Source organism: Flavobacterium xinjiangense, assembly GCF_900142885.1.
GTDB classification, from domain to species: Bacteria; Bacteroidota; Bacteroidia; order Flavobacteriales; family Flavobacteriaceae; genus Flavobacterium; species Flavobacterium xinjiangense.
Genome location: NZ_FRCL01000017.1, coordinates 1 through 22,327 on the forward strand (window position 1 = coordinate 1; position 22,327 = coordinate 22,327).

The 22,327-nt window shown below is 31.4% G+C and carries 22 protein-coding genes; 2 read left to right on the plus strand and 20 right to left on the minus strand.

Annotated features, from left to right (window positions below; genetic code table 11):
- From BUC23_RS15535 to BUC23_RS15555, 5 genes are all read right to left on the minus strand, one after another.
- Positions 1 to 370: carboxypeptidase-like regulatory domain-containing protein (locus tag BUC23_RS15535; RefSeq protein WP_244153831.1), on the minus strand; the 370-nt coding region annotated here is incomplete at its 3' end.
- 83 nt (positions 371 to 453) lie between these two features.
- A complete protein-coding gene (locus BUC23_RS15540) occupies positions 454 to 957 on the minus strand; it encodes a nuclear transport factor 2 family protein (RefSeq protein WP_073211083.1) in 504 nt (167 codons plus the stop codon).
- A gap of 172 nt (positions 958 to 1,129) precedes the next feature.
- Positions 1,130 to 1,825 (minus strand): LytR/AlgR family response regulator transcription factor, encoded by a 696-nt coding sequence (locus tag BUC23_RS15545; protein WP_073211086.1) that lies wholly within the window; start codon positions 1,823 to 1,825, stop codon positions 1,130 to 1,132.
- The gene (locus tag BUC23_RS15550; protein ID WP_073211089.1) at positions 1,818 to 2,885 is read right to left on the minus strand and encodes a sensor histidine kinase; all 1,068 of its coding nucleotides are present in this window, start codon (positions 2,883 to 2,885) and stop codon (positions 1,818 to 1,820) included. The genes BUC23_RS15545 and BUC23_RS15550 overlap by 8 nt, the downstream gene beginning before the upstream one ends.
- A gap of 375 nt (positions 2,886 to 3,260) precedes the next feature.
- The gene (locus BUC23_RS15555; protein ID WP_084538375.1) at positions 3,261 to 4,688 is read right to left on the minus strand and encodes a C1 family peptidase; all 1,428 of its coding nucleotides are present in this window, start codon (positions 4,686 to 4,688) and stop codon (positions 3,261 to 3,263) included.
- A gap of 213 nt (positions 4,689 to 4,901) precedes the next feature.
- On the opposite strand from BUC23_RS15555, the gene BUC23_RS15560 reads away from it, so the two are divergent.
- Both BUC23_RS15560 and BUC23_RS15565 read left to right on the plus strand, forming a co-directional pair.
- A complete protein-coding gene (locus BUC23_RS15560; RefSeq protein WP_073211092.1) occupies positions 4,902 to 5,963 on the plus strand; it encodes a sensor histidine kinase in 1,062 nt (353 codons plus the stop codon).
- Positions 5,960 to 6,667: a LytR/AlgR family response regulator transcription factor gene (locus BUC23_RS15565; RefSeq protein WP_073211095.1), complete on the plus strand. Its 708-nt coding sequence runs from the start codon at positions 5,960 to 5,962 to the stop codon at positions 6,665 to 6,667. The genes BUC23_RS15560 and BUC23_RS15565 overlap by 4 nt, the downstream gene beginning before the upstream one ends.
- Before the next feature lie 57 nt (positions 6,668 to 6,724).
- Here the strand turns inward: BUC23_RS15565 and BUC23_RS17745 are convergent, their stop codons facing one another.
- The 15 genes from BUC23_RS17745 to BUC23_RS17240 all read right to left on the minus strand — a co-directional run bounded on the left by BUC23_RS17745 (position 6,725) and on the right by BUC23_RS17240 (position 22,207).
- Entirely contained in the window at positions 6,725 to 6,889 is a 165-nt protein-coding gene (locus BUC23_RS17745) for a hypothetical protein (protein WP_244153832.1), read from the minus strand.
- Between the two features lie 124 nt (positions 6,890 to 7,013).
- Positions 7,014 to 7,175 carry a hypothetical protein gene (locus BUC23_RS17750; RefSeq protein WP_244153834.1) on the minus strand — a complete coding sequence of 54 codons (162 nt, stop codon included), beginning with the start codon at positions 7,173 to 7,175 and terminating at the stop codon, positions 7,014 to 7,016.
- 529 nt (positions 7,176 to 7,704) lie between these two features.
- Complete coding sequence (locus tag BUC23_RS15575; protein WP_279625713.1) at positions 7,705 to 7,995, minus strand: DUF5694 domain-containing protein; 291 nt, start codon at positions 7,993 to 7,995, stop codon at positions 7,705 to 7,707.
- Between the two features lie 118 nt (positions 7,996 to 8,113).
- Positions 8,114 to 8,842 carry a head GIN domain-containing protein gene (locus BUC23_RS15580; protein ID WP_073211101.1) on the minus strand — a complete coding sequence of 243 codons (729 nt, stop codon included), beginning with the start codon at positions 8,840 to 8,842 and terminating at the stop codon, positions 8,114 to 8,116.
- A 157-nt stretch (positions 8,843 to 8,999) separates the two neighbouring features.
- Positions 9,000 to 11,438 carry a TonB-dependent receptor domain-containing protein gene (locus BUC23_RS15585; protein ID WP_167365591.1) on the minus strand — a complete coding sequence of 813 codons (2,439 nt, stop codon included), beginning with the start codon at positions 11,436 to 11,438 and terminating at the stop codon, positions 9,000 to 9,002.
- A 946-nt stretch (positions 11,439 to 12,384) separates the two neighbouring features.
- The gene (locus tag BUC23_RS15590) at positions 12,385 to 14,001 is read right to left on the minus strand and encodes an NADP-dependent glyceraldehyde-3-phosphate dehydrogenase (RefSeq protein WP_073211105.1); all 1,617 of its coding nucleotides are present in this window, start codon (positions 13,999 to 14,001) and stop codon (positions 12,385 to 12,387) included.
- 67 nt (positions 14,002 to 14,068) lie between these two features.
- A complete protein-coding gene (locus BUC23_RS15595) occupies positions 14,069 to 14,752 on the minus strand; it encodes a peroxiredoxin-like family protein (RefSeq protein ID WP_073211108.1) in 684 nt (227 codons plus the stop codon).
- Between the two features lie 73 nt (positions 14,753 to 14,825).
- Positions 14,826 to 16,208: an alginate export family protein gene (locus BUC23_RS15600; protein WP_073211110.1), complete on the minus strand. Its 1,383-nt coding sequence runs from the start codon at positions 16,206 to 16,208 to the stop codon at positions 14,826 to 14,828.
- A 164-nt stretch (positions 16,209 to 16,372) separates the two neighbouring features.
- On the minus strand, positions 16,373 to 16,966 hold the full coding sequence (locus BUC23_RS15605; protein ID WP_073211113.1) for a short chain dehydrogenase: 594 nt from the start codon (positions 16,964 to 16,966) through the stop codon (positions 16,373 to 16,375).
- 232 nt (positions 16,967 to 17,198) lie between these two features.
- Complete coding sequence (locus BUC23_RS15610) at positions 17,199 to 17,834, minus strand: class I SAM-dependent methyltransferase (RefSeq protein WP_073211116.1); 636 nt, start codon at positions 17,832 to 17,834, stop codon at positions 17,199 to 17,201.
- An 11-nt stretch (positions 17,835 to 17,845) separates the two neighbouring features.
- The gene (locus BUC23_RS15615; protein ID WP_073211183.1) at positions 17,846 to 18,754 is read right to left on the minus strand and encodes an NAD(P)/FAD-dependent oxidoreductase; all 909 of its coding nucleotides are present in this window, start codon (positions 18,752 to 18,754) and stop codon (positions 17,846 to 17,848) included.
- A gap of 124 nt (positions 18,755 to 18,878) precedes the next feature.
- Entirely contained in the window at positions 18,879 to 19,391 is a 513-nt protein-coding gene (locus BUC23_RS15620; protein ID WP_073211119.1) for a DUF2938 family protein, read from the minus strand.
- 3 nt (positions 19,392 to 19,394) lie between these two features.
- The gene (locus tag BUC23_RS15625; protein WP_073211122.1) at positions 19,395 to 19,619 is read right to left on the minus strand and encodes a putative antibiotic biosynthesis monooxygenase; all 225 of its coding nucleotides are present in this window, start codon (positions 19,617 to 19,619) and stop codon (positions 19,395 to 19,397) included.
- Positions 19,620 to 19,706: 87 nt separating this feature from the next.
- Positions 19,707 to 20,570, minus strand: coding sequence for a helix-turn-helix transcriptional regulator (locus tag BUC23_RS15630; RefSeq protein ID WP_073211124.1), 864 nt, complete (start codon positions 20,568 to 20,570; stop codon positions 19,707 to 19,709).
- A gap of 1,367 nt (positions 20,571 to 21,937) precedes the next feature.
- Complete coding sequence (locus BUC23_RS17240; RefSeq protein WP_084538376.1) at positions 21,938 to 22,207, minus strand: hypothetical protein; 270 nt, start codon at positions 22,205 to 22,207, stop codon at positions 21,938 to 21,940.
- Between the last annotated feature and the right edge of the window lie 120 nt (positions 22,208 to 22,327).

Sequence of the window (22,327 nt, forward strand, 5' to 3'; positions counted from 1 at the left end):
CTTTTTTGATATTGGTTGCTTTCCTATCCTTTTTAATTACTACTTCTTGTAATTGTTCTTCACTACTGAAAAGCTTGAAATTGTTTTTGGTGTTTTTGTCTAAATTAACACTTTCTGTGATTGTTTGGAAACTTACTGAACTCACCTGAACTCTATAGTTCCCTTTAGGAATAGTGATAGAGTAAAAACCATATTCGTTAGTGGTAGTTCCCGTTTTCAATTCGGGAATATATACGTTTACACCAATTATGGTTTCATTGCTTTTAGCATCAGAAACGGTTCCACTTAAAGTACACTTTTCTTGAGAAAACATACTACTGACAGAAAGCAGAAGTGTCAGCGTTACGAAATAAATTAATTTTGTATTCATGTTTTTAATTTTTTATATTTTTTAAAATAATTGCCATGCGATTTGTATTTAAAATAGGTAAGGGTAACTCCTATTTAGCCTAGCTATTTTGCTCTAATGGGTTCCGGGTTGATTTTTTCTGATTCCAGAGAGAATAGTACACTTGTTATTTTCCAATTCCCATTTACTTTAATGAGACCCCAACTTTCAGCTCCCCAGTTTGCCTTAATTTTGTTTTTCCAAAAACTATAATCAAAAGTTACCGCAGCAATACTGCCGTCTTCTTTTATGTCGATATTGTAAAATTTTTCTTCTGAAGCATCTGAAAGAAGTCTATAGAATTCTTTATATGTACTTTCAAAATAATTTTTTCTAGTTGGTTCTTTTTTTAGCATCACCTCATGCGTTGTTTTTTTTATAACTCCAATCCAAACTATCGGATCGTTATGAAAAAGAGTATAAAATTTTATACTGTCTTTTTTTACAATACAGTCCATAAACGAATTTAAAATCTGTTTTATTTCTTTTTTATCCGTTGTCTCTTTGTTTTGTCCAAAGGTTAAATTTGAAATAAGTAATAAAATTAAAAATACTGTTAGTCTTTTCATTGATTGTTTAAGTAAGGTTATATGTTAAATACATTAATATAATTATTCCCATTTATTAATTATAACTACACAAAAGTCCAAGTATAAAGTGAGGTCTACAATTTTAATATGCCAATTAAATAAGGATGTCTGCAAACTCCTGTTTTAAGTCTGCAAAATATGTAATGAAAATTCAGGTTCTATTATTTACTACTTGAAAAAAAAGCTCTTTGTAGGTTTCTGAAATTGGGATTCTCTGATTAGAAATCAATATCCTCATCCGTTCAATAGATTCAATTTTGCTAACCCCAACCATATAAGATTTATGAACTCTGCAAACTAAATTGGGAGGTATAATTTGTTCCAGTTCACTAAAATTTTGAAGTGTCATAATTTTTTTATTTACGGTATGAATTCCTCGATAATCTCTCATCCCTTCAATGTATAGAATGTCGCTTAAATTTACTTTCTCTAATCGATTTTCGGTCTTCACAAAAATGAAATCCTGTTGAGTAGTAAGCAGGGGTTGATTAATATTTTCACGCGCTCTATTTACCGCTTTTAAAAACCGGTCAAACGTAAAAGGTTTTAATAAGTAATCCGTTACACTGAGCTCATAGCCTTTTATAGCGTATTCCTGATAGGCTGTCGTTATAATAACCTGGCTTTCTATTTTTGAACTTTCAAGCAACTCAATACCGGATAATTCATCCATATTAATATCTAAAAAAAGTAAATTGACTTTATTATCCTTTAAATAAGAGAGCCCATCAAGCGCATTATCAAACGTAGCACATAAATTCAAAAAGGGTATTTTGCTAACAAAATTCTTGGTTCTCTCAAGAGCCAAAGGTTCGTCTTCTATGATTATACAAGAGTATCTATTCATTTTTAATTGTTAATTTCACACTATAAAGGTTGATTCGATTTTCTAATTCTAATATATGCTTCTCTGGATAAATTAGATTCAGACGTTTTTGAATAAGATCATTCCCTAAACCATCGCTTTCTTGTTTTAGTAGTCGAGTTGGATCGAATTTGTTTTCACACAAGAATATGATATTCTCTTTATTAATATATATTTCAATACTTATAGTATTGTCTATTTTCTTATTTGTACTATGCTTAAAGGCATTTTCAATAAATGGAATAAAGACCATAGGGGCTATTGTTCTATTATCCATAGTGCCATTTATCTGAAAACTTACATAGTTTGAATTTGCAGTTCTTATTTTTTGCAATTCTATATACTTCTCAATGTACTCAATTTCTTTTTTAAGTAAAATTGCATCTGTTTTAATTTCGTATAACATAAAACGCAAAATATCGGATAGTTTGTTTAAATAGTTTGAAGCTTCACCGGCATCCTTTAAAATCAATACATCAATGTTATTTAGCGTATTGAATAGGAAATGAGGATCAATCTGGGCCTTTACCAATGCCATTTCTGTTTCATGATTTTTTTGTTTTAATTCTTCTTTTAATTTTATTTCTTTAACCCAAGTAATAAAACCTTTAAGAATTAAGGCCGCCAAACCGGAAATTGAAGCAATAAAGCTCATAGCCATTATTGTATTTATAGCAGTAGACCTTTGGTTTATGCCGTCTTTATCCATATCAATAAGATGACCTGATTCTATAAAATACCGCATTATAATGTACGCTAGTATCGAAACACCTATAGAAATCAAAATACCGAAAATAGTGGAAAGCAAAAATTTATTTTGTTGCAGGTATTTTGGAAATACTATAAAACTACAAGAATAAAATGTGATGAACGAAGGAAAAAATGCAAATAGGAGAAGTGAATTGAACGCATTTACAATTCGTGCTGTCTGATCTACTGCATGACTGCTACTTCTGTAGAAAACAGTTAGCATGATTAATATTAAAAGGAAATAGCACATCCAAAAACCAATATGTAACAAAATAACGATTGATTTTTTCATAAATTTAAATTTAGTAATTTAGGAGAGCTAAATACGATGATTTTAAAGTTTATGGAAAATCTATTATTCAAATAGGGTATATTCGTCTGCAAGATTGGGAAATTAGACACAGAATCAAATCTGGTGGATAGAAAAAAAAGAAATTGACAAAGACTTTTGTGAATTTTGCAAACATGACTTTATAAAGAAGACAGCTTTGATTTAAGTTGACCTATTTATTAGTTATAGTTTTTTTGCTGCTACATATAAAATTAAAAAAGCCGAAAAAAATAGATTCGGCTTTTGGTTGAATTTAGTACTTAAATTGTTATTGCTTTAAAAATAGAAGAAATAAAATTAAAGTTACTATTTTATCAATTGATAATTTATAAAAAATTAAATATTTTTGCCTACTTTCTTCATGATTTCCTTTGGAATAGCGTTTTTATTGACCATAACTGAAATCGTCTTTAAAAGTAGATATTCTTTGGACATATAAAGATAGCCTCCGCAATCCTTGGCATCGCCTGAATTTTTAATAATGTAAAATTTTTTACCTGTGCCACTCTCTGCAATACCAATAATATGCATATTATGGATGTCTTCGGTTGTACGATTATCAAATGCGGTCTGTCTAATCTGTTGTGTAATTATTTTACTATCACCCAAAACGGCGAAACCATCATTAAATCCTTCATAGATGTCCCCATCCCAGCAAACGGAATAATTATGCATTAGGGCATCATCAACTACGGCACTGAAATCATCTAATGGAAGATTTAAATATTGATTATTATTCCAGTTGGCCTCAATCTCTAAAGTAAACCTTGAATAAAAAGGATGGTGGTTAAATGAGGTAATTTCCACATAATCATCAGGATTGATTCCAATCATTTCTTTTGCAAAAGATGCAGCGGTAAAGTGCTTTCCATCGTAAACAAAAGTGTCTGGAACTTTTCCTAAAGTTTGTGTCAGGATTTCATCCATGTCCCTTCTGTAAATCTCGGGTGTCAAATCTCCGTGAGAATTTTTATAAAATTTAGCCTTCTCCAATAATGCATTGTTCATCTCTGCATGATCATGCTTGGTATCAGAATCTAATTTACCGGAATAAACACTTTCAGGAATGGCTCCGAATTCTTTGTATGCTTTCATTACGCTGAAGGTTAAATCTCCTTCACCAAAAAAACTACTTCCATTTCTTCTTATATAGTTCTCCGCTTTATTGATATAAGTTGGTCTGACAAAAAACATCGGAGTAAGTACTACCGGTTTTTTCCCTAGTCTTATAGCTTCTGTTTCAATAAAGGAAGTGGTGGCAAAACTCCAGCAATCACCAGTGGCTTGCTGATCTTTAAAAGGGGTACTTTCAATTAATTTAATTATTTTAAAACCTGCCATTTGGGGATTTGTATTTGTTTTAAGTTTAAATACATAGTTAGTTCGACTCAATTTTAAGGGTGTATTGCCGCCCCACATTCCATCAACGATAGAATCTCCAGGCATCATTACTCCTTTAAAAATTAATGGAGCCGTATCAGGCCATCCCAATGATTTTCTTGCATCTGCAAATACACTATCCTTAACCCTCCAAACTTTATCTAGTGAGATATCTTTTAACCTTTTATCAGGAAAATCCATATAGCCTTTAATTAAATTTTTCTTCAATTCAATTCTAAATAGCACTAATTCTGAAGCTGATACGTCTTTGGTATTGGTTTTTCCTATCCAAGAGCCTTCCAAAGGATCGGATTTTATATTTTGCGCGTTACTCAGATATCCAATAAATAGTAGAATAACTGATACTGAAATTTTTGTTTTCATGATAAAGTTGTTTATAATTATTTTGACAAACTAACTCATTAAATTTTGCAGAAAAAAAACAATTATTTGTACACGCAAAAAAACAATAGGACTGACCCTATTTAATGGACGAATGCAATACAAATAGCCAAAAGTAGAATACAAATAATTATAGGTTTGCTATCCCAATTTTTTAATTTTTACTAACTATCTTTACAACTAAAACGATTACAAATGCCAAGAAAAATCAGATTAAAAGTTACAATCGAACCTGTAATACATTTTATTATTTGGGGGTCTTTCTTCCTTTTTGTTTGGTTTGAAGTTAGAACGCTTGGCTCTTTTCGAAAACAGGACGACAGTATTTATCCTCCTATGATCTGGAGTACCATTTTAAGTATTATATTGTTTTATTTTAATGCTTTATACCTCATTCCACGTTTTTTTTCAAAACAGCAATACCGACTGTATATTACGCTGATGATTGTTTTATATATTGGTACTGTTTTGATAAATAGTGTTTTGGACCATTTTTATACGATATCCCTTTTTTCGAGTGAAAAAGAGCCTTTTTTTTCAGAAATCCTTCTTAACTTTCAGACTAAAACCCTTATTTTGTCTTTATCGACAGCATATGGACTAACTAAAAATTGGCTAATCAGCAAGAAATTGCAACAACAATTGGCAAGCGATAAATTGAGCGCTGAACTAAAATATCTGAAAGCTCAAATCAATCCCCATTTTCTTTTCAATACATTAAATATGGCATTCGCCAGCGCCATTAAAAGCAACGATGAAGGAACTGCCGACATCATTGAAAAATTGTCCGGACTGATGCGATACGTTTTGTATGAAAGCAATGAAGATAAAGTGATACTTGAAAAGGAGATTAATTATATCGACAATTACATTAACCTTCAATTGCAGCGTTTATCACCGGAAATTGCCAGTCAGGTAAAATATGAAGTGAAAGGAAATTTTCAAAATTTAAAAATAGCTCCGATGATCCTGATTCCATTCATTGAAAATGTATTTAAACATGGCATAATGCTGAGCAAGAAAGCCGAAATGTCTATATTCATTTTTTTATATTCAGATACATTGATACTCGAAACGAGAAATTTAAAGAACAATAGTCCTGTTGGAACCAATAAGGAACATTCGGGGATTGGAATGAAAAATGTTAAAGAACGTTTACTTTTACTCTATCCCAACCAACATCAATTAGAGATTAAGAATGAAGAACATTTATTTCAGGTGCGATTAGAAATACAGCTAAAACCAATCCAACTATGAAATGTATAGCTATTGATGACGAGCCATTAGCCCTTGAATTGATCTCAGGATATATTCAGAAAACACCCTTTTTAGAATTTGTTGCCGGGTTTACAAATCCGTTTAATGCAATGAATTTTCTATTGAAGAACCCCATAGATTTGGTGTTTATAGATATTAATATGCCTGAACTATCGGGTATCGAATTATTGAAGGCGTTGCCGGTGCTGCCAAAAATCATATTCACGACGGCCTATTCGGAATACGGAGCGGAAAGTTATGAGTTTAATGCAGTGGATTATCTTTTGAAACCTGTAAAATATGATCGATTTCTTAAGGGAGTGAACAAGGCTTTTGACCTTTCTTCCTTAAAAAAAGAAGAGACATCTGTGCCTGCCAATAATGAGCCGCATAGCCAATCTGTACTTATTAAAAGCGGTTCGAAAACATTCAAAATAGCAACAGATGATATTTTTTACATAGAAGCTGCTGGAAATTATATGCTTTTCTATACTCTAAAGGGTAAAATTATGACGCTACTGCCAATGAGTGAAATACTAAAGATGTTGCCTTCCAATACATTTGTAAGGATTCATAAATCTTATATCATTTCATTGAAACATATTGAGGTTATTGAAAAGTCTATTGTGGTTATAAATAAAACTCGTATACCAATTGGGATTACCTATAAGGAACACTTTTCGAATATTATTAAAAATGATTGACTATAAATTTAGCGGTAATTATGCTTTTGTAGTTAAGTAGTAAAACATGTTTTTGTATTATAAAATACATTTATAGATATCAGGATGGTAAAGTTCCATATACAAATCCGGTTTTCTTAGTTTTGTGAATCCATATTTTTCGTACAACCAATCAGCAGTGGAAGTCAATAAAATCAACCGTCTTAAATCTTTCAAATTTGGGTGATTGATTACCATGTCCATCTGTTTTTTTAAAACCCCTTTCCTCGATAGTGGTCCAAAACATAAATGTCTCCTACATAAGCAATTGTGGAGAAGTCTGAGATCACTCTCGCAAATCCAATTTGCTTTTGTTTATGGAAAAGTCCTAATTTTGGGAATTGTCAATAGCCACTTTTACTTTTTCTAGTGGGATATTATCACTCCAACCAGAATAGTTAGAGAAAAAGGCGTGAATGACAAGGATGTCCATTTTTGTTTTGCCTGTAGTTATTAGAAAGTCTTCAAAATTAATTTCTATTGTTTTCATTTTGCCCATACTTTGTCTTTTGTTCTTCGGATAATGGATTAGCGTGGATTTTGGACAACAATTAGGATTCTTATTTTTAAAATTAACTAACCAAAATCAAATCATCATAACAACCCCACAAAAGATGTTACCTAAATCCAGCCAACCCACTGTTCTTTTTTACTTTAATTTATTCATTCAAGTTGCTCATACAACAGTAATTGTAGATTATTTTGTTTTATGCCATTTTAAATTGACATGCTGAATATTAAAATAATCAAGTCATAAATTTCAATAGTACTGCTTTAACCTATTTTACTAGTCCGGCTAAATCAATAGAATTTTATGGTCTTTCTTATCTTATTTATTTTTAATATTTAATCCCAAATTATGGGCCTTACCATTTCAAAAGTGCTCACGTTAAGAGATAATTTGTCCCACATGAACTAATTCGTTCTAGCCACTCTTTGCAAATAGACAAGTTTTTGTTTTTTTTTAAACGGACTACCTCAATTAAATTTTATTTTAAATATTCGTTAACTTTTTGCAATTAATATTCTGGGGAAGAATCGAAAACTGAATTTAATAAAGTCATATGTCCTGCACCTAAAATAACTAATATTCTATCTGTTGGTTTTGCATTTATTTTTTGAATATTTCTAAAAATCCTCAAATTTCTGTTAAACCACCAACCAGTCACAAAATCGGGTCCGAAAAACTCATTCTCTTTCGTTTCATATTTAAAAACACCAATCAAATAGGTGCCAAAATCCATTTTGATATTATTGCTATTATTTTTTTGTATAAGCTCAGCTCTTATCCCTTTTGAATAATTGACCAGATCACTGGAAGTCCACGATTTGCCATTTGATTTCTTGCAATGTTTTTTGTATTATACTGTCAAAAGAGTTACTAAAAAATTTATAAAATACCTTGATTGTAATATTTAAACTAAAAAGCTAAGCTTTCGATATTCCTCCTGAGCCATTCACTCTTGTGTCTTCTTGTTTCGGATTACCTCTATATTCTACGTTACCTGAACCCGAAACTCTGGCATATATACTCTCACTGCAGTAAACTGAAGTGTCTCCCGAACCTGAAACATTTGCCTTAACATTTTTAGCTTTCAAATTAGCGGCTTGTATATCCCCTGATCCGTATAGATTACTATTTAATTTTTCTGTTGTTCCTGTTAGTCGAATATTTCCTGAACCGCTTAAATTAAGGCTAACATCATTTGATTCTATTTCTAAATTCATATCACCAGAGCCAATTAATTTACCTGAAAACGATTTCGATTTAATACTGTTTTTAGTTATTACATGACCCGAACCAGTCAATGAGACTTGATTTATGCTTTCAATAGGGACAACTAAAATAATTTTTTGTCCATTGAAGATATATTTGTATTTCTTCCTTGAAATTTTAAGTACTTGCCCGACAACTTCAACTTTTATGTAAGGTAATAAATTCTCTTCACCTTTTATGGTAATATTTCCTACTTTTCCTGAAACTAATTCGACATCAAAAAAACCTTCTATTGCAATTGCATTATACGGGTCCGTAGATTTATTTACAGAAGTTACTTTTCCGTTACCTTTTATTATTTGTATTGATGACCATTGTGCATAAGTCATTGAAGTTAGTAATAGCGAACAAATAACAAGTAATTTGATTGAATTTTTCATGAAATAAAGTTTTAGATTATTGCCTCAAATAGAGATAAATTCTGTTAAAATACAGACATGTTAAATTTAAAGTAAGACTTGTTTTTTATTAGTTTGTAAAGCTTTTATGATTTTTTTTCTTATTTAATATAAATGATATCCATAATTTAAGGACAAGTTATAAACCAGTATTTTGTTTTATTTTTTCGTTTTTGATTTCCGTGTTTTCTTTTTCTAATTTTAAATTTCCAAAATTATAGGTTAAAGATATTCTGAAAGTTCTACTGTCTTTTTTTTGATGGTAATCCGTGTTTAGATTCTCACCCGAAACCAGAGCATTTGTTTCACTACTATTGAAAACATCAAAACAATGTAGTCCCATTTTTAGCTTTTTATTTATAAAATCCTTGTTGAAAGAAATGTCGAACTGATGGATGGGATTCTCAATCTGGTATATTATCCAAGTTCCTTTTGGTAAGATGGAATATGACATCACGTTTGTAATGTCCCAAGGCAGCAAGATTTGTGATTGCATTCCCCAGTTTACAATGGCTTTATTAGTATAAGGAAAATCATAACCATCAATTTTTGTTTTGATGTAATTTATATGAAAATAAATGTAATTCATCTTGTCAATCGCATTCATTCTTTTATCGAATTCTTTCTTCCCTTTGAAGAAATAATCAATTGGAACTGGGAAAGAGAAAAATGCACTGAAAGTCTTCATTTTATCGAATGATTGAAATGATTCATTGCTTACTAATTCTCCTGGTTTAGCATTAAAAATATATTGGCTTTCATCTTTCGCAACAGTATAATTGGCACCTAACTGAACAAACTGTAAAGCTGTGAATTTAAATTCGTAGTTATCAAAAAAGCTTGGCTTCAATAAAATATTTCCGACAGAAGAATTGTATTGATTGAATGTTGAATTGTTGTTTGGATCCACCGTATTGTAGCTGGGTTGCTGTATTTTTTTGGAATAAGAAGCCGATAAATTCATCTGCGGACCTACTTCATACAAAGCACTGACATTTGGGAACAAATTCGAGTTCTTAAATTTTACTTTGTCAGCAACTGAGCTCGCCAAGCGCTCTACATTAAAACCTTCATAACGCAAACCAGCTGTCATATTCAATTTTTTAATTTTCTTCCTACCTTCAACATAAAAAGCAAAATTATTCTGCAGATACTCAAAATCAATAGTTCTTCCTATTTTGTTGAAGTTGTATTTGCCTAAGTCATTTACTTTAATCATATTATACTTTCCTCCCGTGTTTACTGCAAAATTCATTTTCTCAAATGGTAAAACGAAGTCGTATTTTAAATAGGAATTCGTCAGTCCAAAATCAAGATCAGCAGTATTGAACATGTTGTCAGACGTATTAGATTTGTTCAAAGGATTTTTGTTGAATGAGTTAAAAAAACCGATCACCTCAAGCGATTTTCCCAGAGTGTCGAGCTTGGTTTTATATTGAAGACTGGCTTCCTGATTGCCATTTTTATTTTTTGTAATCCCGTTATCCCTAAATACAAACCCTTCTCCTTTACTAATTGATCGATAATCAATGTCTTCATTTTCAAAGTTTACATTGTAATTAAACAATAAATTTGACTTGCTGCTCAATTTATAATTTGTCCCCAAGCGAAAATATACATTTCTTTTAGTAGTAACGGTGAATTTATCTTGAAATAGAGCTTTAGCTGGAGAGAACGAAGTAAAAGACTGTTCAGTTGTAATCCTTTTTTCCGCGTCGTCATAACTATACCCTAACATAGTCTGCCACGACAGATTTTTCTGTTTTCCATTCAATAGAATTTGCGGAGCCGGCTTTTGGTATTTGTTGAAACTGTAATTGATATTAAAACTTGCATTCACACCCTTTAGACGTTTAGAATTTGTCACTATATTAATTATAGAACCATTTGAATTAGCATCAAATGCAGCTCCGGGATTATGAATTAATTCCACTTTATCAATTGCATTTGCAGGAAGACTTGAAAGGTAATTCTGCAGATCGTTGCCGCTTAAAGTGCTTGGGGAGCCATCCACATATACAGTGACATTTTTCCCGTTCAAGCTTAGACCTCCAGCAGGAGAAGTAATAACTCCAGGTAGCCTTTTTACAGCATCCAGACTGCTACCGCTATTTAGCATTGCATTGTTACTTATATTTACTGTCGTTTTATCCGATTCAACCTTTATGAACTGCTTCTTGTTACCATATACTGTTACTTCATTAAGTGAATTGTTTTTTTCTTTCAAACTAATCGTCTTTAAAACAATTTTACTTTTATCTTGATCAGTAACTTCAAAATCTATTTTTTCATCTTCAAACCCCAAACAAGAAACGGTCATTAAGTACCTGCCTAAAGAAAGTGTCTGTGAAGTTAAAAACTGACATCCCTTGCCTGAAAAACTTGAAATTTTGGTGATAGTATTATTTTTAGTTTTTTCTAATAGGCAGTTTCTTTGCCCTGAATCTAAATTACAAGCTGTATTGTTTATAGAACTATTAATTTCTAAAATAATTTTCCTCTCTTGAGCATGAAGGGAGTGACCTATACCTAAAAATAGAGCAAGTACAGCTACTAATGAAATAAATTCTTTTTTCATAATTTGATTTTTAAGTAAGTAGTATAATATGCTGGTACTACTACTAATAATTATTTGATTAATTTTTTGATTGTATCTCCAGTTTGCTGTAGATAGATTGAAACTCATTCATAAACCGAAGGTCATTACCATTACAAAATAATGACCTTGGGGACACTATCGCTTTAAATAATCTTTTCCATGATTGTTCTTACGTATAAATTGCCAGTATTTTATACAAAAATCCACGAAAAAAGTAAGTGCTACAATTTTATTATGCGAAGTAAGTAATGGTGTCTGCAAACTACTGTTTTAAGCCTGCAAGGCATTGGCGAAGAATTCTAGTCTTATGTCCTGATTTATTCTATGATTACAAATTGTATGTTGATTTAAAGGAAAAATAAGCAACATCTTTTCCATTTCCTGTGGTCTTAGGATAGCTTCCAGCGTTAAAATAAGAAGCGTCAAAAGAGAAAGATAGATTTTTTGTTTGCTGATATTTAGTTTCTAGAACATTATAATCACTCAATGTTGTTTGGTTGAAATAGAAAGCATATTTGGCTTTGGTCTGTTTTCAATCATTCCTGGAGAATAAGTTCCCTTCTGATTACAACTTCTTTTCATTAAAAAAACTTATGCATGAATGCTTAATTTCGGAAAAAGGATTTATTTTAATATTGGGATACAAACTGATCTTGTCTCTAACTCCAATAGGAACGGCAAGACTATCAACAAGCTATACATACGCTAAATCTTGGGTTTTTAATTTGATCATCTCCAATATCTTCATCCGCAGAGACAACATTAGAGGCTAAACTAACAATCTCTTTTAAATAGGTAATACAAAAACTATTATTTGATTTTAATACTCTTTTATCATTGAAGACGCTATTTTATCATCTTCAATGGTAAATGCTGTTAAGTTTTATTTTAGTTTTAGGTAATTGTAATACCAGTTGAATACATATTAAAATACATAATCTAGCCTTAAATAATTGCTTTGATTTTCTCTTACAATTGTTTTAAAAATTTCTCGATTAACAGGATTATCTTTTGTACTAATCAGAATCCGAATGCTAAAAGCTCTTAAGGCATCATGAACACTTAGAGTACCTTCTGCACTATCTTTTCTTCCAATAAATGGGTAATTGTCTGGGCCACGTTGGCATTGTGCATTGATATTAATCCGTCCTACCTGATTAGCAAGTTCATCAATCAGAAGTCCAATATTTTCAGAATCTGTACCAAAAACACTTAACTGTTGCCCAAAGTTTGACTGTACAGAATAATTGATTATTTCTTCTATATCGGTGTAAGGTACTATCGGGACAACTGGACCAAACTGCTCTTCGTGGTAAATTCTCATCTGAGAATTTACAGGAAAAAGTACGGCAGGGTAGAAAAAGGTATCATTTATCTCTCCACCGTTTTCATTAATAATGTCTGCTCCAAATTGCTTAGCGTCTTTTACAAGTTCCTTTAAATATGCCGTCTTTCCTATTTCTGGTAAAGGTGTAATTTTAACATCTTTTTCCCATGGCATACCAAACTTTAATTTTGTTAAACTATTAGTGTATTTTTTCAAAAATGCATCAGCAATACTTTCATGAACAAAAATAATTTTAATGGCAGTACATCTTTGCCCGTTAAAAGATAGTGAACCTGCAATAGTTTCGCTTACTGCTGTATCAATATCGGCATCGTGTAAAATAAATGCTGGGTTCTTTGCATCAAGACCCAATACACTTCTTAATCGATGCGGTTTTGGATGCAGTTTCTTTATATCACTTGCTCCTTTATTAATGCCAATAAATGCAAATACATCTATCTTACCAGTTGCCATAATGGCACCAACAGTTTCTCTACCTTTACCATAAATAATGTTTATAACACCCTTCGGAAAACTTTCTTGAAAAACTTTCATAAGTGGTTTCATAAATAACACACCATATTTTGCTGGTTTAAAGACTACGGTATTACCCATTATTAGTGCTGGAATTAATGTAGTAAAAGTTTCATTTAGAGGATAATTGTACGGTCCCATACATAAAGCAACGCCTAAAGGTACCCGTCTTATTTGCGCAATAATTCCCTCTTCATTTTCAAACTTGGAATTACCATGATCGAGATTTTTTAATTCTCTGATAGTATCCTCAATGTAAATAATTGTTCTGTCGAATTCTTTTTCGCTGTCTGGTAAATTTTTACCAATCTCCCACATTAGTAATTTCACTACTGAAATTCTTTGTTTTTTCATTTCAACAACAAACTGTTCTATATGAGCAATTCTTTTTTCAATACTCATTGTAGGCCATTCACCTGTGCCATTACCGTACGCGTTCACTGCCGAGTCTAAGGCCTGTAGCGATTCCTTTTCAGTTAACAATGGCGTACTTCCAATACTGTTTTTAATTATTTGGGTTCCGTTTTTAATTGATATAGGTGATATTACTACTTTCATAGGGCCATTCCAAGTTCGCAGCTCTCCATTAATTAGATATTCTCTTTGTTCGGTAAAATTATCTAATTTCCATTCTAATGGAATTTGTTCAGAAGTGGGAAATATATTCTCTAAAATTTTCATAAGTTTAATTTATTCAGTAATGGTTAATTAAAAGCAATTGTCCTTTACAGATTGTTTTGAATTATAATCATTCAGCTATATTCAATAAAGCATCCAAAATATCTTGTGGTTCAACTCGAAGTCTATAATCACCGTTTTCACATTTTGCAAAAACAACAGTACCGTTTTTATTAATTATAAAAACCGCTGGAACAGGAATTTCCTTTGAATTATGGTCGTAAAAATCGTAGAAATCATAAAAATCAATGCCTAATTTTTTAGCTTCATTTATAATTTCGGTCTCGCTTTTTATTATAGTTGTAAATAACTTTGCAATAGTATTTTCAGCATCACTTAAGACTTCATAACCGAGGTCATGCTTGGCTTGCATGTACAAAGAACTAACAGGGTTTTGAGGAGAAATAGCAATTAAGTTAGCTCCCAATGTTTTAATTTCTGGTAATATTCTCTGATAAGCATTCAATACCAGATTACAATAGGGACACCAATTGCCTCTATAAAAAGTAATAACTACCGGTCCTTGTTTTAATAAATTTTCAATTGAAATTATATCCCCAACGGCATTAGGAAGATGGAATAATGGTGTTTTATCACCAACATTGATTTTTAATGGCGATGTAATTTTTTGAGCTAATAGCGTTGCATCCAAATTGAAAATGTCTAAAGTTTCTTTACCAAGCATAGCCTCTAGGTCATATTCAAATGTTTTTTTTTCTTCTCTATATACTGGAATTTTGATTGAGTCAGTCATTTTTTAAAGATTTAGAATATTAGTTTATAAAATAGAATTGCAACAGTAAAGTATTCAAACCTTGCTCAATAATTTAAAATTTAAAAGTTGATTTAAAGGAAAAATAAGTAACGTCTTTTCCATTTCCTGTAGTCTTAGGATAGCTTCCAGCGTTAAAATAAGAAGCGTCAAAAGAGAAAGATAGATTTTTTGTTTGTTGATAATTAGTTTCTAAAACATAAAATTGACCTAATGTTTTTTTGTCTGAGCTGAAAAGTGCATTTGGTTTAGGTCTATTTTGTGTCATGCCAGGTGAATAGGTTCCGTCTTGATTGCTATTTCTAGCCATAAAGAATACTTGAGCCAGCATGTTGAGCTTTTGCGTCGGATTTATTTTAATGTAAGGATACAAACTGATAATGTTACTAGCTCCAATTGGAACTGCTAGCCCATATGCCGGTTTGGCATATAGTAGATTATAAGTGTTTAATTTGTTGTCTCCCTTGTTTTTATCTCCTGAGGATACATTAGCAGCAAAACCAATAATTCCCTTTTTTGATGGAAGAACCGTTGCGTTTATATCTGCTAATACGCTATAAGCATCAATTTTTAAATCATTGAATTTACCTGTTTGATAGCCGCCTTCCAATTCAAAGTTTATTGCTTTTAAGTTTGAAAATAAACGTAAACCCAACGTTTGACGGTCTTCAAAACCGGACTGATAATTGTACTTTCTAGCTTTAGATTGAAAATCGACCAAATAATAATCTAATCCTATTTTGTGATTAGCAAAATAGTTTGTACCGTATATACCATATAAGCCATCGTGCATACTAGAGTCATCAAAGACGTACTGTTTGGAAATTACTTTAGAAACTGCAAAGAAATCAATTGTTCCATTTTTGAATTTATGTTTAACTACAAGACCATCAAAAGCTTGTCTAGTGTTAGGTCCTTCTCTTACAGTAATTAATCTATGGTTGCCATAGTACATTTCTTGATACCCCAATCTAAAATTCCAATTGGTTAGTTTGAGTTCTGCAAACGCTTGATGCAGGCTTAATTGGTTTTCATCAATCTCGGGAACAATCGGATTGTCATTCAAGAAACGAAGCGTACTGTTCAGTTGAATAAAAAATCGAAAATGGTTTCCTAATTCAATATTAGAATGCACCATCAAACGTTGCCAAAGTTGATTGGGTGACTTATCTTGATAGCTTGGTGGTACATCTCCAAAGTTTGTATTATTATAGATTTGAAACTGTTCGCGCAATTCACCACCAAAAGAAATAAATTTATTTTCTCCTAATGAGATATATTTTAATTTTTCAAATCCTTTTTTTACCGTGTCATTCTTTAGAAGCGTAAAGTTGTCGTCATATCGAACAAGACTAATTTTATTTTGTGCCTTTAAGGAAGAGAACGCTAAAATAGTTACTATTAAAAAAAAATAAAATGTTTGGATACTTGTTTTCATAATTATTTTAAAAATTGGAAATATTACCAACCATAGATTGATTATATTTTGATTGTATGACAGTTAGCTGCCAGACGAAAAATGATTGAAACTCGTTAAAAAATACCGCAGGCCATTAGCATTGCAAACAATGACCCACGGTACGATCGCTTTCGCGATCAGAATTAGGGTTTAATTATATGTCCAGTACCTGCACCAAAAACACTTTTTCTAAACATGAATTCCAATTGTTTCATTGTAGTTGGAATTTCACCAGGGAAATATGGGAAGTATTGCGGAGAATTTTCAATTACTGTTGGACTAACCGCATTAATACGAATACCATTTTCTAGTTCAATGGCAGCTCCACGAACAAATCCTTCCACTGCTCCGTTGGCAGCCGATGCGTTGGCGAAGTTAATTTGCGGCTCCTCTGTTAAAGCGCCAGTGATTAGAGTAAAAGACCCTTTAGCATTGATATAATTTTGTCCGATAAGCACTAAATTAATTTGTCCCATCATTTTTCCTTCAACTCCTTTTCTGAATGTTGTGTTGTCTAATTTTTTCCATGGTCCAACAAAAGTTGGTCCAGCTGTTGAAATTAGCGCGTCAAAAGGGCCTACAGCTTGAAAGAATTTTTCAATTTCTTCAGGAGAAGTAATGTCCACTTGATAGTCTCCTCCTTGAGTAGCTACTCTAATGATTTCATGTTCATTTTCAAATGCACTTGATAAGTACTTTCCCATGGTGCCAGTTGCACCTACGATGATAATTTTCATTTGTTGAAATTTTAATTGATTATTTATTTGACAAAGATATTTCAAGAGTTAGCCTGCAGGATAGGACAAAAATGAAGTTGAATAGGACATATTTTCAATAGTTTTTCTTGCCCTCTTGATACATATGAATTTGCAAATTATATTGAGAAATATTTTACTTGTTTGGAATTTAATTAAATGAAAAAGCCCCGAAATCATAAAGTTTCGGGGCTAGTTTTGCCAAATTTTAATTTTATTTTTTTCTTCCAACAAATCGAATCACGGAGCCTTTTCCAATATGATATTTGCCTTCTTTTAAATTTATTTTTTTTTCCTCTAATAATAATATATCGTAATTTTCAAAATCGGATTTAATTTCGGCAGTGGAAAATAACATATCAAGATCTCGAGGACCTCCAACTTTTGGATCAATTTCATTAAAGTGTAAATGATTTTTACCAAAAGCTTCAAAAATAATGATACCACCAGGTTTGATAAATTGATCTAATTTCTTGTGGAGTATTGTTTTTTTTTCGGCTGCAAAATGGGCATATATTAAACCCATACCGTCAAAAGATTCTTTTTCAAATTGTAATTCATCTAGGTCACCAACGATATATTTAAGACTTACCTGATTTTCTTTTGCTAATTCTAATGTCTTTAATTTTCCCTCTTCACTTAAGTCAAAAGAGGTTACGTCCCATCCTAATTTTGCTGCAAAGACTCCATTGCGACCTTCACCATCAGCAGGCATCAATATAGAACCTGGTTTTAATTTCTTGATCCATTTTTCAAAAAAGACATTTGGTTCTTTACCATATACAAATTCGGTTTCTTTGTATCGCTCTTCCCACATTTTTTTATATTCACTATCCCAAGATTTATTCATGATTGATTTTATTAAAATTGTTCCAGAATCATTTTTTTACTTGCCATCATTCCAGCTGCTGTACCCATCGCAACGGAGTTTGAAACTGAACGTAAACGTGTTACATTATCTCCACAGGCATAAATACCATTAATAGAAGTTTCTTGAAAATGATTTACCTTTATATATCCTTCTTCATTTAATTCGCAACCTAACGATTCGGGAATTTTACAATGTTGTTCAAACGAGTTGCGAGAATACATTGCCTTAATTTCTGATTGTGATCCATCCTTGAAAATTATATTTTTAAGATAGCCATTGTTGTGTTCCAATCTATGAATTTCTTTTTCAATAATTTCTATATTATGTTTTTTCAATTTTTCAGTATGTTCCTCTGTCAAAGTTGATTTTCCGTTGGTATATAAAGTTAAATCACTCGTCCAATTAGAAATCAACTGCGCTAATTCATTACCGTGTTCACCGTTGCCTAGTATACCTGTTTTTTTATTTCGCACTTCATATCCATGGCAATAAGGACAATGTAGCATTGAAATCCCCCAGCAATCTGAAAATCCCTCAATGTTAGGCATCTCATCTTTTATTCCCGTTGCAAAAATCAACTTGTCGGCACTGAAAGTTTCTCCTGATGTTACTTGAATTTCAAAACCATTATCTTTTTTTATTCCAGTACTGGCCAAGCCAGTAAAAAATTTTATCGTGTCATATTTTTCGACTTGCTTTTTTGCTAGGGCCGCTATTTCTGCTGGTGTATTCCCATCTTGGGTCAGGAAATTATGAGAATGAGGGGTTCTTGCATTACATGGTTTTCCACTATCAATAATTAGCACTTCTTTTAATGCTCTACCTAAAGCCATGGCTGCTGAAAGCCCCGAATAACTACCTCCAACTATTATTACATCAAATTTTTTGTTATTTTTCATTTTGTTGTGTTTTAAAAGTTTTGTTAAAGAGAATGGTAAAGCAAGTGTTAGTATTGATAACCCACTTTGTTTAATGAATTTTCGTCTTGGTATCAGTACTGAATTTTCCACTTCCGCTTTATTTTTAATGGATTTTCTTGAATTTAATCGGGCCATTGTTAATTCTATTTATCGCTATAGCAGTTAAGTATAAACCAATCCCGTAGATAACATGAATAAACGAAGTTTTCAAAATGAGGAGACCTTGTTGAGGCATATTTGAGAATGCTATTCCAAAACCCAGTGCTGGCTGTAAAATAAAAAGAGGAGGAACCAGAGTTATAATTGCTATAGTTAAGGCTGGACCTAATTTTGGCGTTTTTAACCACATTTTACCATATAATTTTACCAACAGAAAGGCAAAGGCAATGCCGATTCCATAGTGGGCAATCTGACCAATCAAAAGCTCGTTTACAATACTTTGAGATTCAATAATTGTGTGATGCATAAACTGTCCTTTGGGCATATATGCTAACCATCTACCAACAAAAAGTATGCCACGTGGCGTTTTGCCAAAAAGGCTAATTAAATACGTAAAACAATCGATTGAACCAGTCGCTCCTATACCAACTAAAATTGTTTTCACACTTTTTGTCATAGTTTATTTTTTATCCACTTTGGTTGAAAGAAGACGCAGTACAGAATCTACAAATGGAACCCCAATGAATACAACCCAAGGAACTAGAATAAGCGTAAGGAATAACGTTTTTAAATACAAAGGCAATTCCATTGAAGATTTACTTAATATATAAAGAAATATTGTGATCGAAGGGTAAATTACAACCCATATCTTTAATGCTGCAATTAATTTCATTTTTGTTTTCATACCAATTACTTTTTTAAATTATTTGTTAAGCAAAAGTATGGCAGTATGTAATCAGCTAGATAGGACAAATATGAAGTTGGATAGGACTTATTTAAAATTATTCCTGAAGGCTTCAGGTGAGTAGGAAGTATGTTTTTTGAAAAACCTTATAAAGTAAGAAATATCTTCATAACCTAAGAAGTCAGCTATTTGGTTAACTTGGCTTGAAGTTGCAAGAAGGTATCTTTTTGATTCTAAAATAATGTGTTCATTAATTAATTCCGAAGGTGTTTTATTTAGCAATTTTTTTGTAATTGCATTCAATTGATAAGATGAGATATTCAACATATATGCATATTGTGATACTTGCTTTTTCACTGCAATATTTGAATCTAAAAGTTCTGCGAATTTATCCAATTGTTCCTGAGCATAACTGTCGGTATCATTAGTAGTAATTTCCTTATTTTGACGATGTCTAATTAATTCAATAAAAAAAATACTTAAATTTGATTTTATTACTTCATGATATCCTTCTTGTTTATCATTATATTCTTTGAAAATATACAATAAAATAATCTTTAATTTATTAAATCCATTGTCATCTAAGTTGCAAAAATTGATGTGATTTACTTTACGAATAAGTTGTTGAAATATTTTGTTTTGCGAATAAAAAAAATCAGTTTTAAATTGTACTAAAAATCCTGTGCTTCCTGCTTTTAAATCTAGTTGATGTACCTGTCCTGGACGCATCAAAAAGATCGAATGATTTTGAATTTCGTATGGTTTAAAATCTATCTGATGAGTACCACTACCTTTTTTTAGAAATAGTATATAGTAAAAATCATGTCGATGAAGATCCTGAACCATGTCTTTTTCGTTCAACAATTCTCGAATATCTCTAATGGTAAAGTTTCCAAATAAGTATGGTTCTTTTTGGATTTCATTGATATGTCGTATTGGAATGTTTGTCATTTTTGTTTGACCTGTTGCTGATTAGGAAGAGACATAAATTTTCACAAAGAAAAGTAAATCATTTTTAATTACCAAGTGCTTTACAAGTGGGAGCTATAAATTGGTACATTCACCAAGTGAACTAAGGATGGCAATTGCCGGGTATCAATTCAACGCATAACTTCCGCATTAGCAAAACTGATATAATATGAAATGTGGAATAAATAAATACTGCTTTTCGAATACCTCAGCTAGAGAAAAACTGGGCTCGCTGGTAACATTCTGTATTTCTAAAAGGAAATCCGTGAAATTGATCGTCTTTAATTTATGTCTTGTTTAGAAGAAAACACCTAATTAAATCAAGTAATTTCATTTATTAACCTGGGTGCATGAAGAAAAACAAAAACTTACGCAAATTTGCCCTGCAAAACTATTTATACGCAAATTAATGACAAATCAATTCCTAATAATTATCCAAAATCTCTAAATAGTAATTAAAAATTAATTAACAGTTTATATTAATCATTTTCGATAATGAATTTGCTGTAACTGGGTAAAAAGAAAAATGTTTGTATTAGGATATTTTGTTGCTTCAGGCGGTGCTACTTATTTAGTAAAAAAAATTTGTAGTATACTTTTAATAAGGTAGGGTAAATAGGTTTTGGGGAATTCTGCCGCCTGGACAACAATTATAGAGCTTAGTAAAATAGATTCTACGCCATTTCATACTCGCAAACTATATTGTCATTAATAGACATTGTAACTATTGGCCTTAAGTAGGTAGCATTAATACTGAAATACTTTTCTGAAAATCAAATTCGTGCTCGTATAGTCGCTATTAAAAAAAAATCTAAATGTAAACAAATTACAGTATGATCGTAAAAAAAGGGTTAGTATTTGATACCCAAAACTATTTTTCCAAACTTGTAAAACATAAATTTAAAGAAGATATTTCTTTTGAATCGTATAAAGATTTGGAAAAGTTCGACAAAAAAAACAGTGACCACTCAATAATAATATTTGTCATCTATTCAGAGTATGATTTTTACAATCTTATGAAAGTTTATAATATAGGGATCCCTATGATCATTTGTGCATTCAATAAAGAAAGACTAATTAAATTGCAAAGAGTGGAAAATCTCATGCTACTGGATGCATCAAAAATACTACCAGAAATCATTATACAATTGCGCTCATATTTTGTCCGTTTGAACATACTTTAATAAAGTCAAAAAAAAAAAAAAACTTAAAAGTACGGATATGCTAAAAATACATTCTGATAGTAATATGAATATGTAACTTATATCAAAGAAAATCTATTTTAATATACTTATAATACAGATGAAGTTTAAAACCAAAATGGATAGAAAAATAATTTCCGCTATTGGCTATATTACAATAGTTGGTTGGATAGTGTCTTTCATACTATATAAAAGAGGTGGAAAATCACCACTAACCAAATACCATCTAAAACAAGCATTTGGCTTGGGAATATTAGGCGCACTACTTACTATACTCACAATTATAATATTACCTAATATTCCAATAATTCTATTTACCACAATGGAACTATCTATACTTATATTCTTATTTTTAGGAATAAGTAACGCTATAAACCAGCTAAAAAAACCCATCCCATTAATTGGCACATTTTTCATTGACCGCTTCTATTTTATTTAATCACTAAATAGCTGTAAAAAATTATTTAACTAACGTCTTTATATCTTGACTATAAACCTTAAATATAAAATATGTATCGAAAGCTAATTTTAATTCCC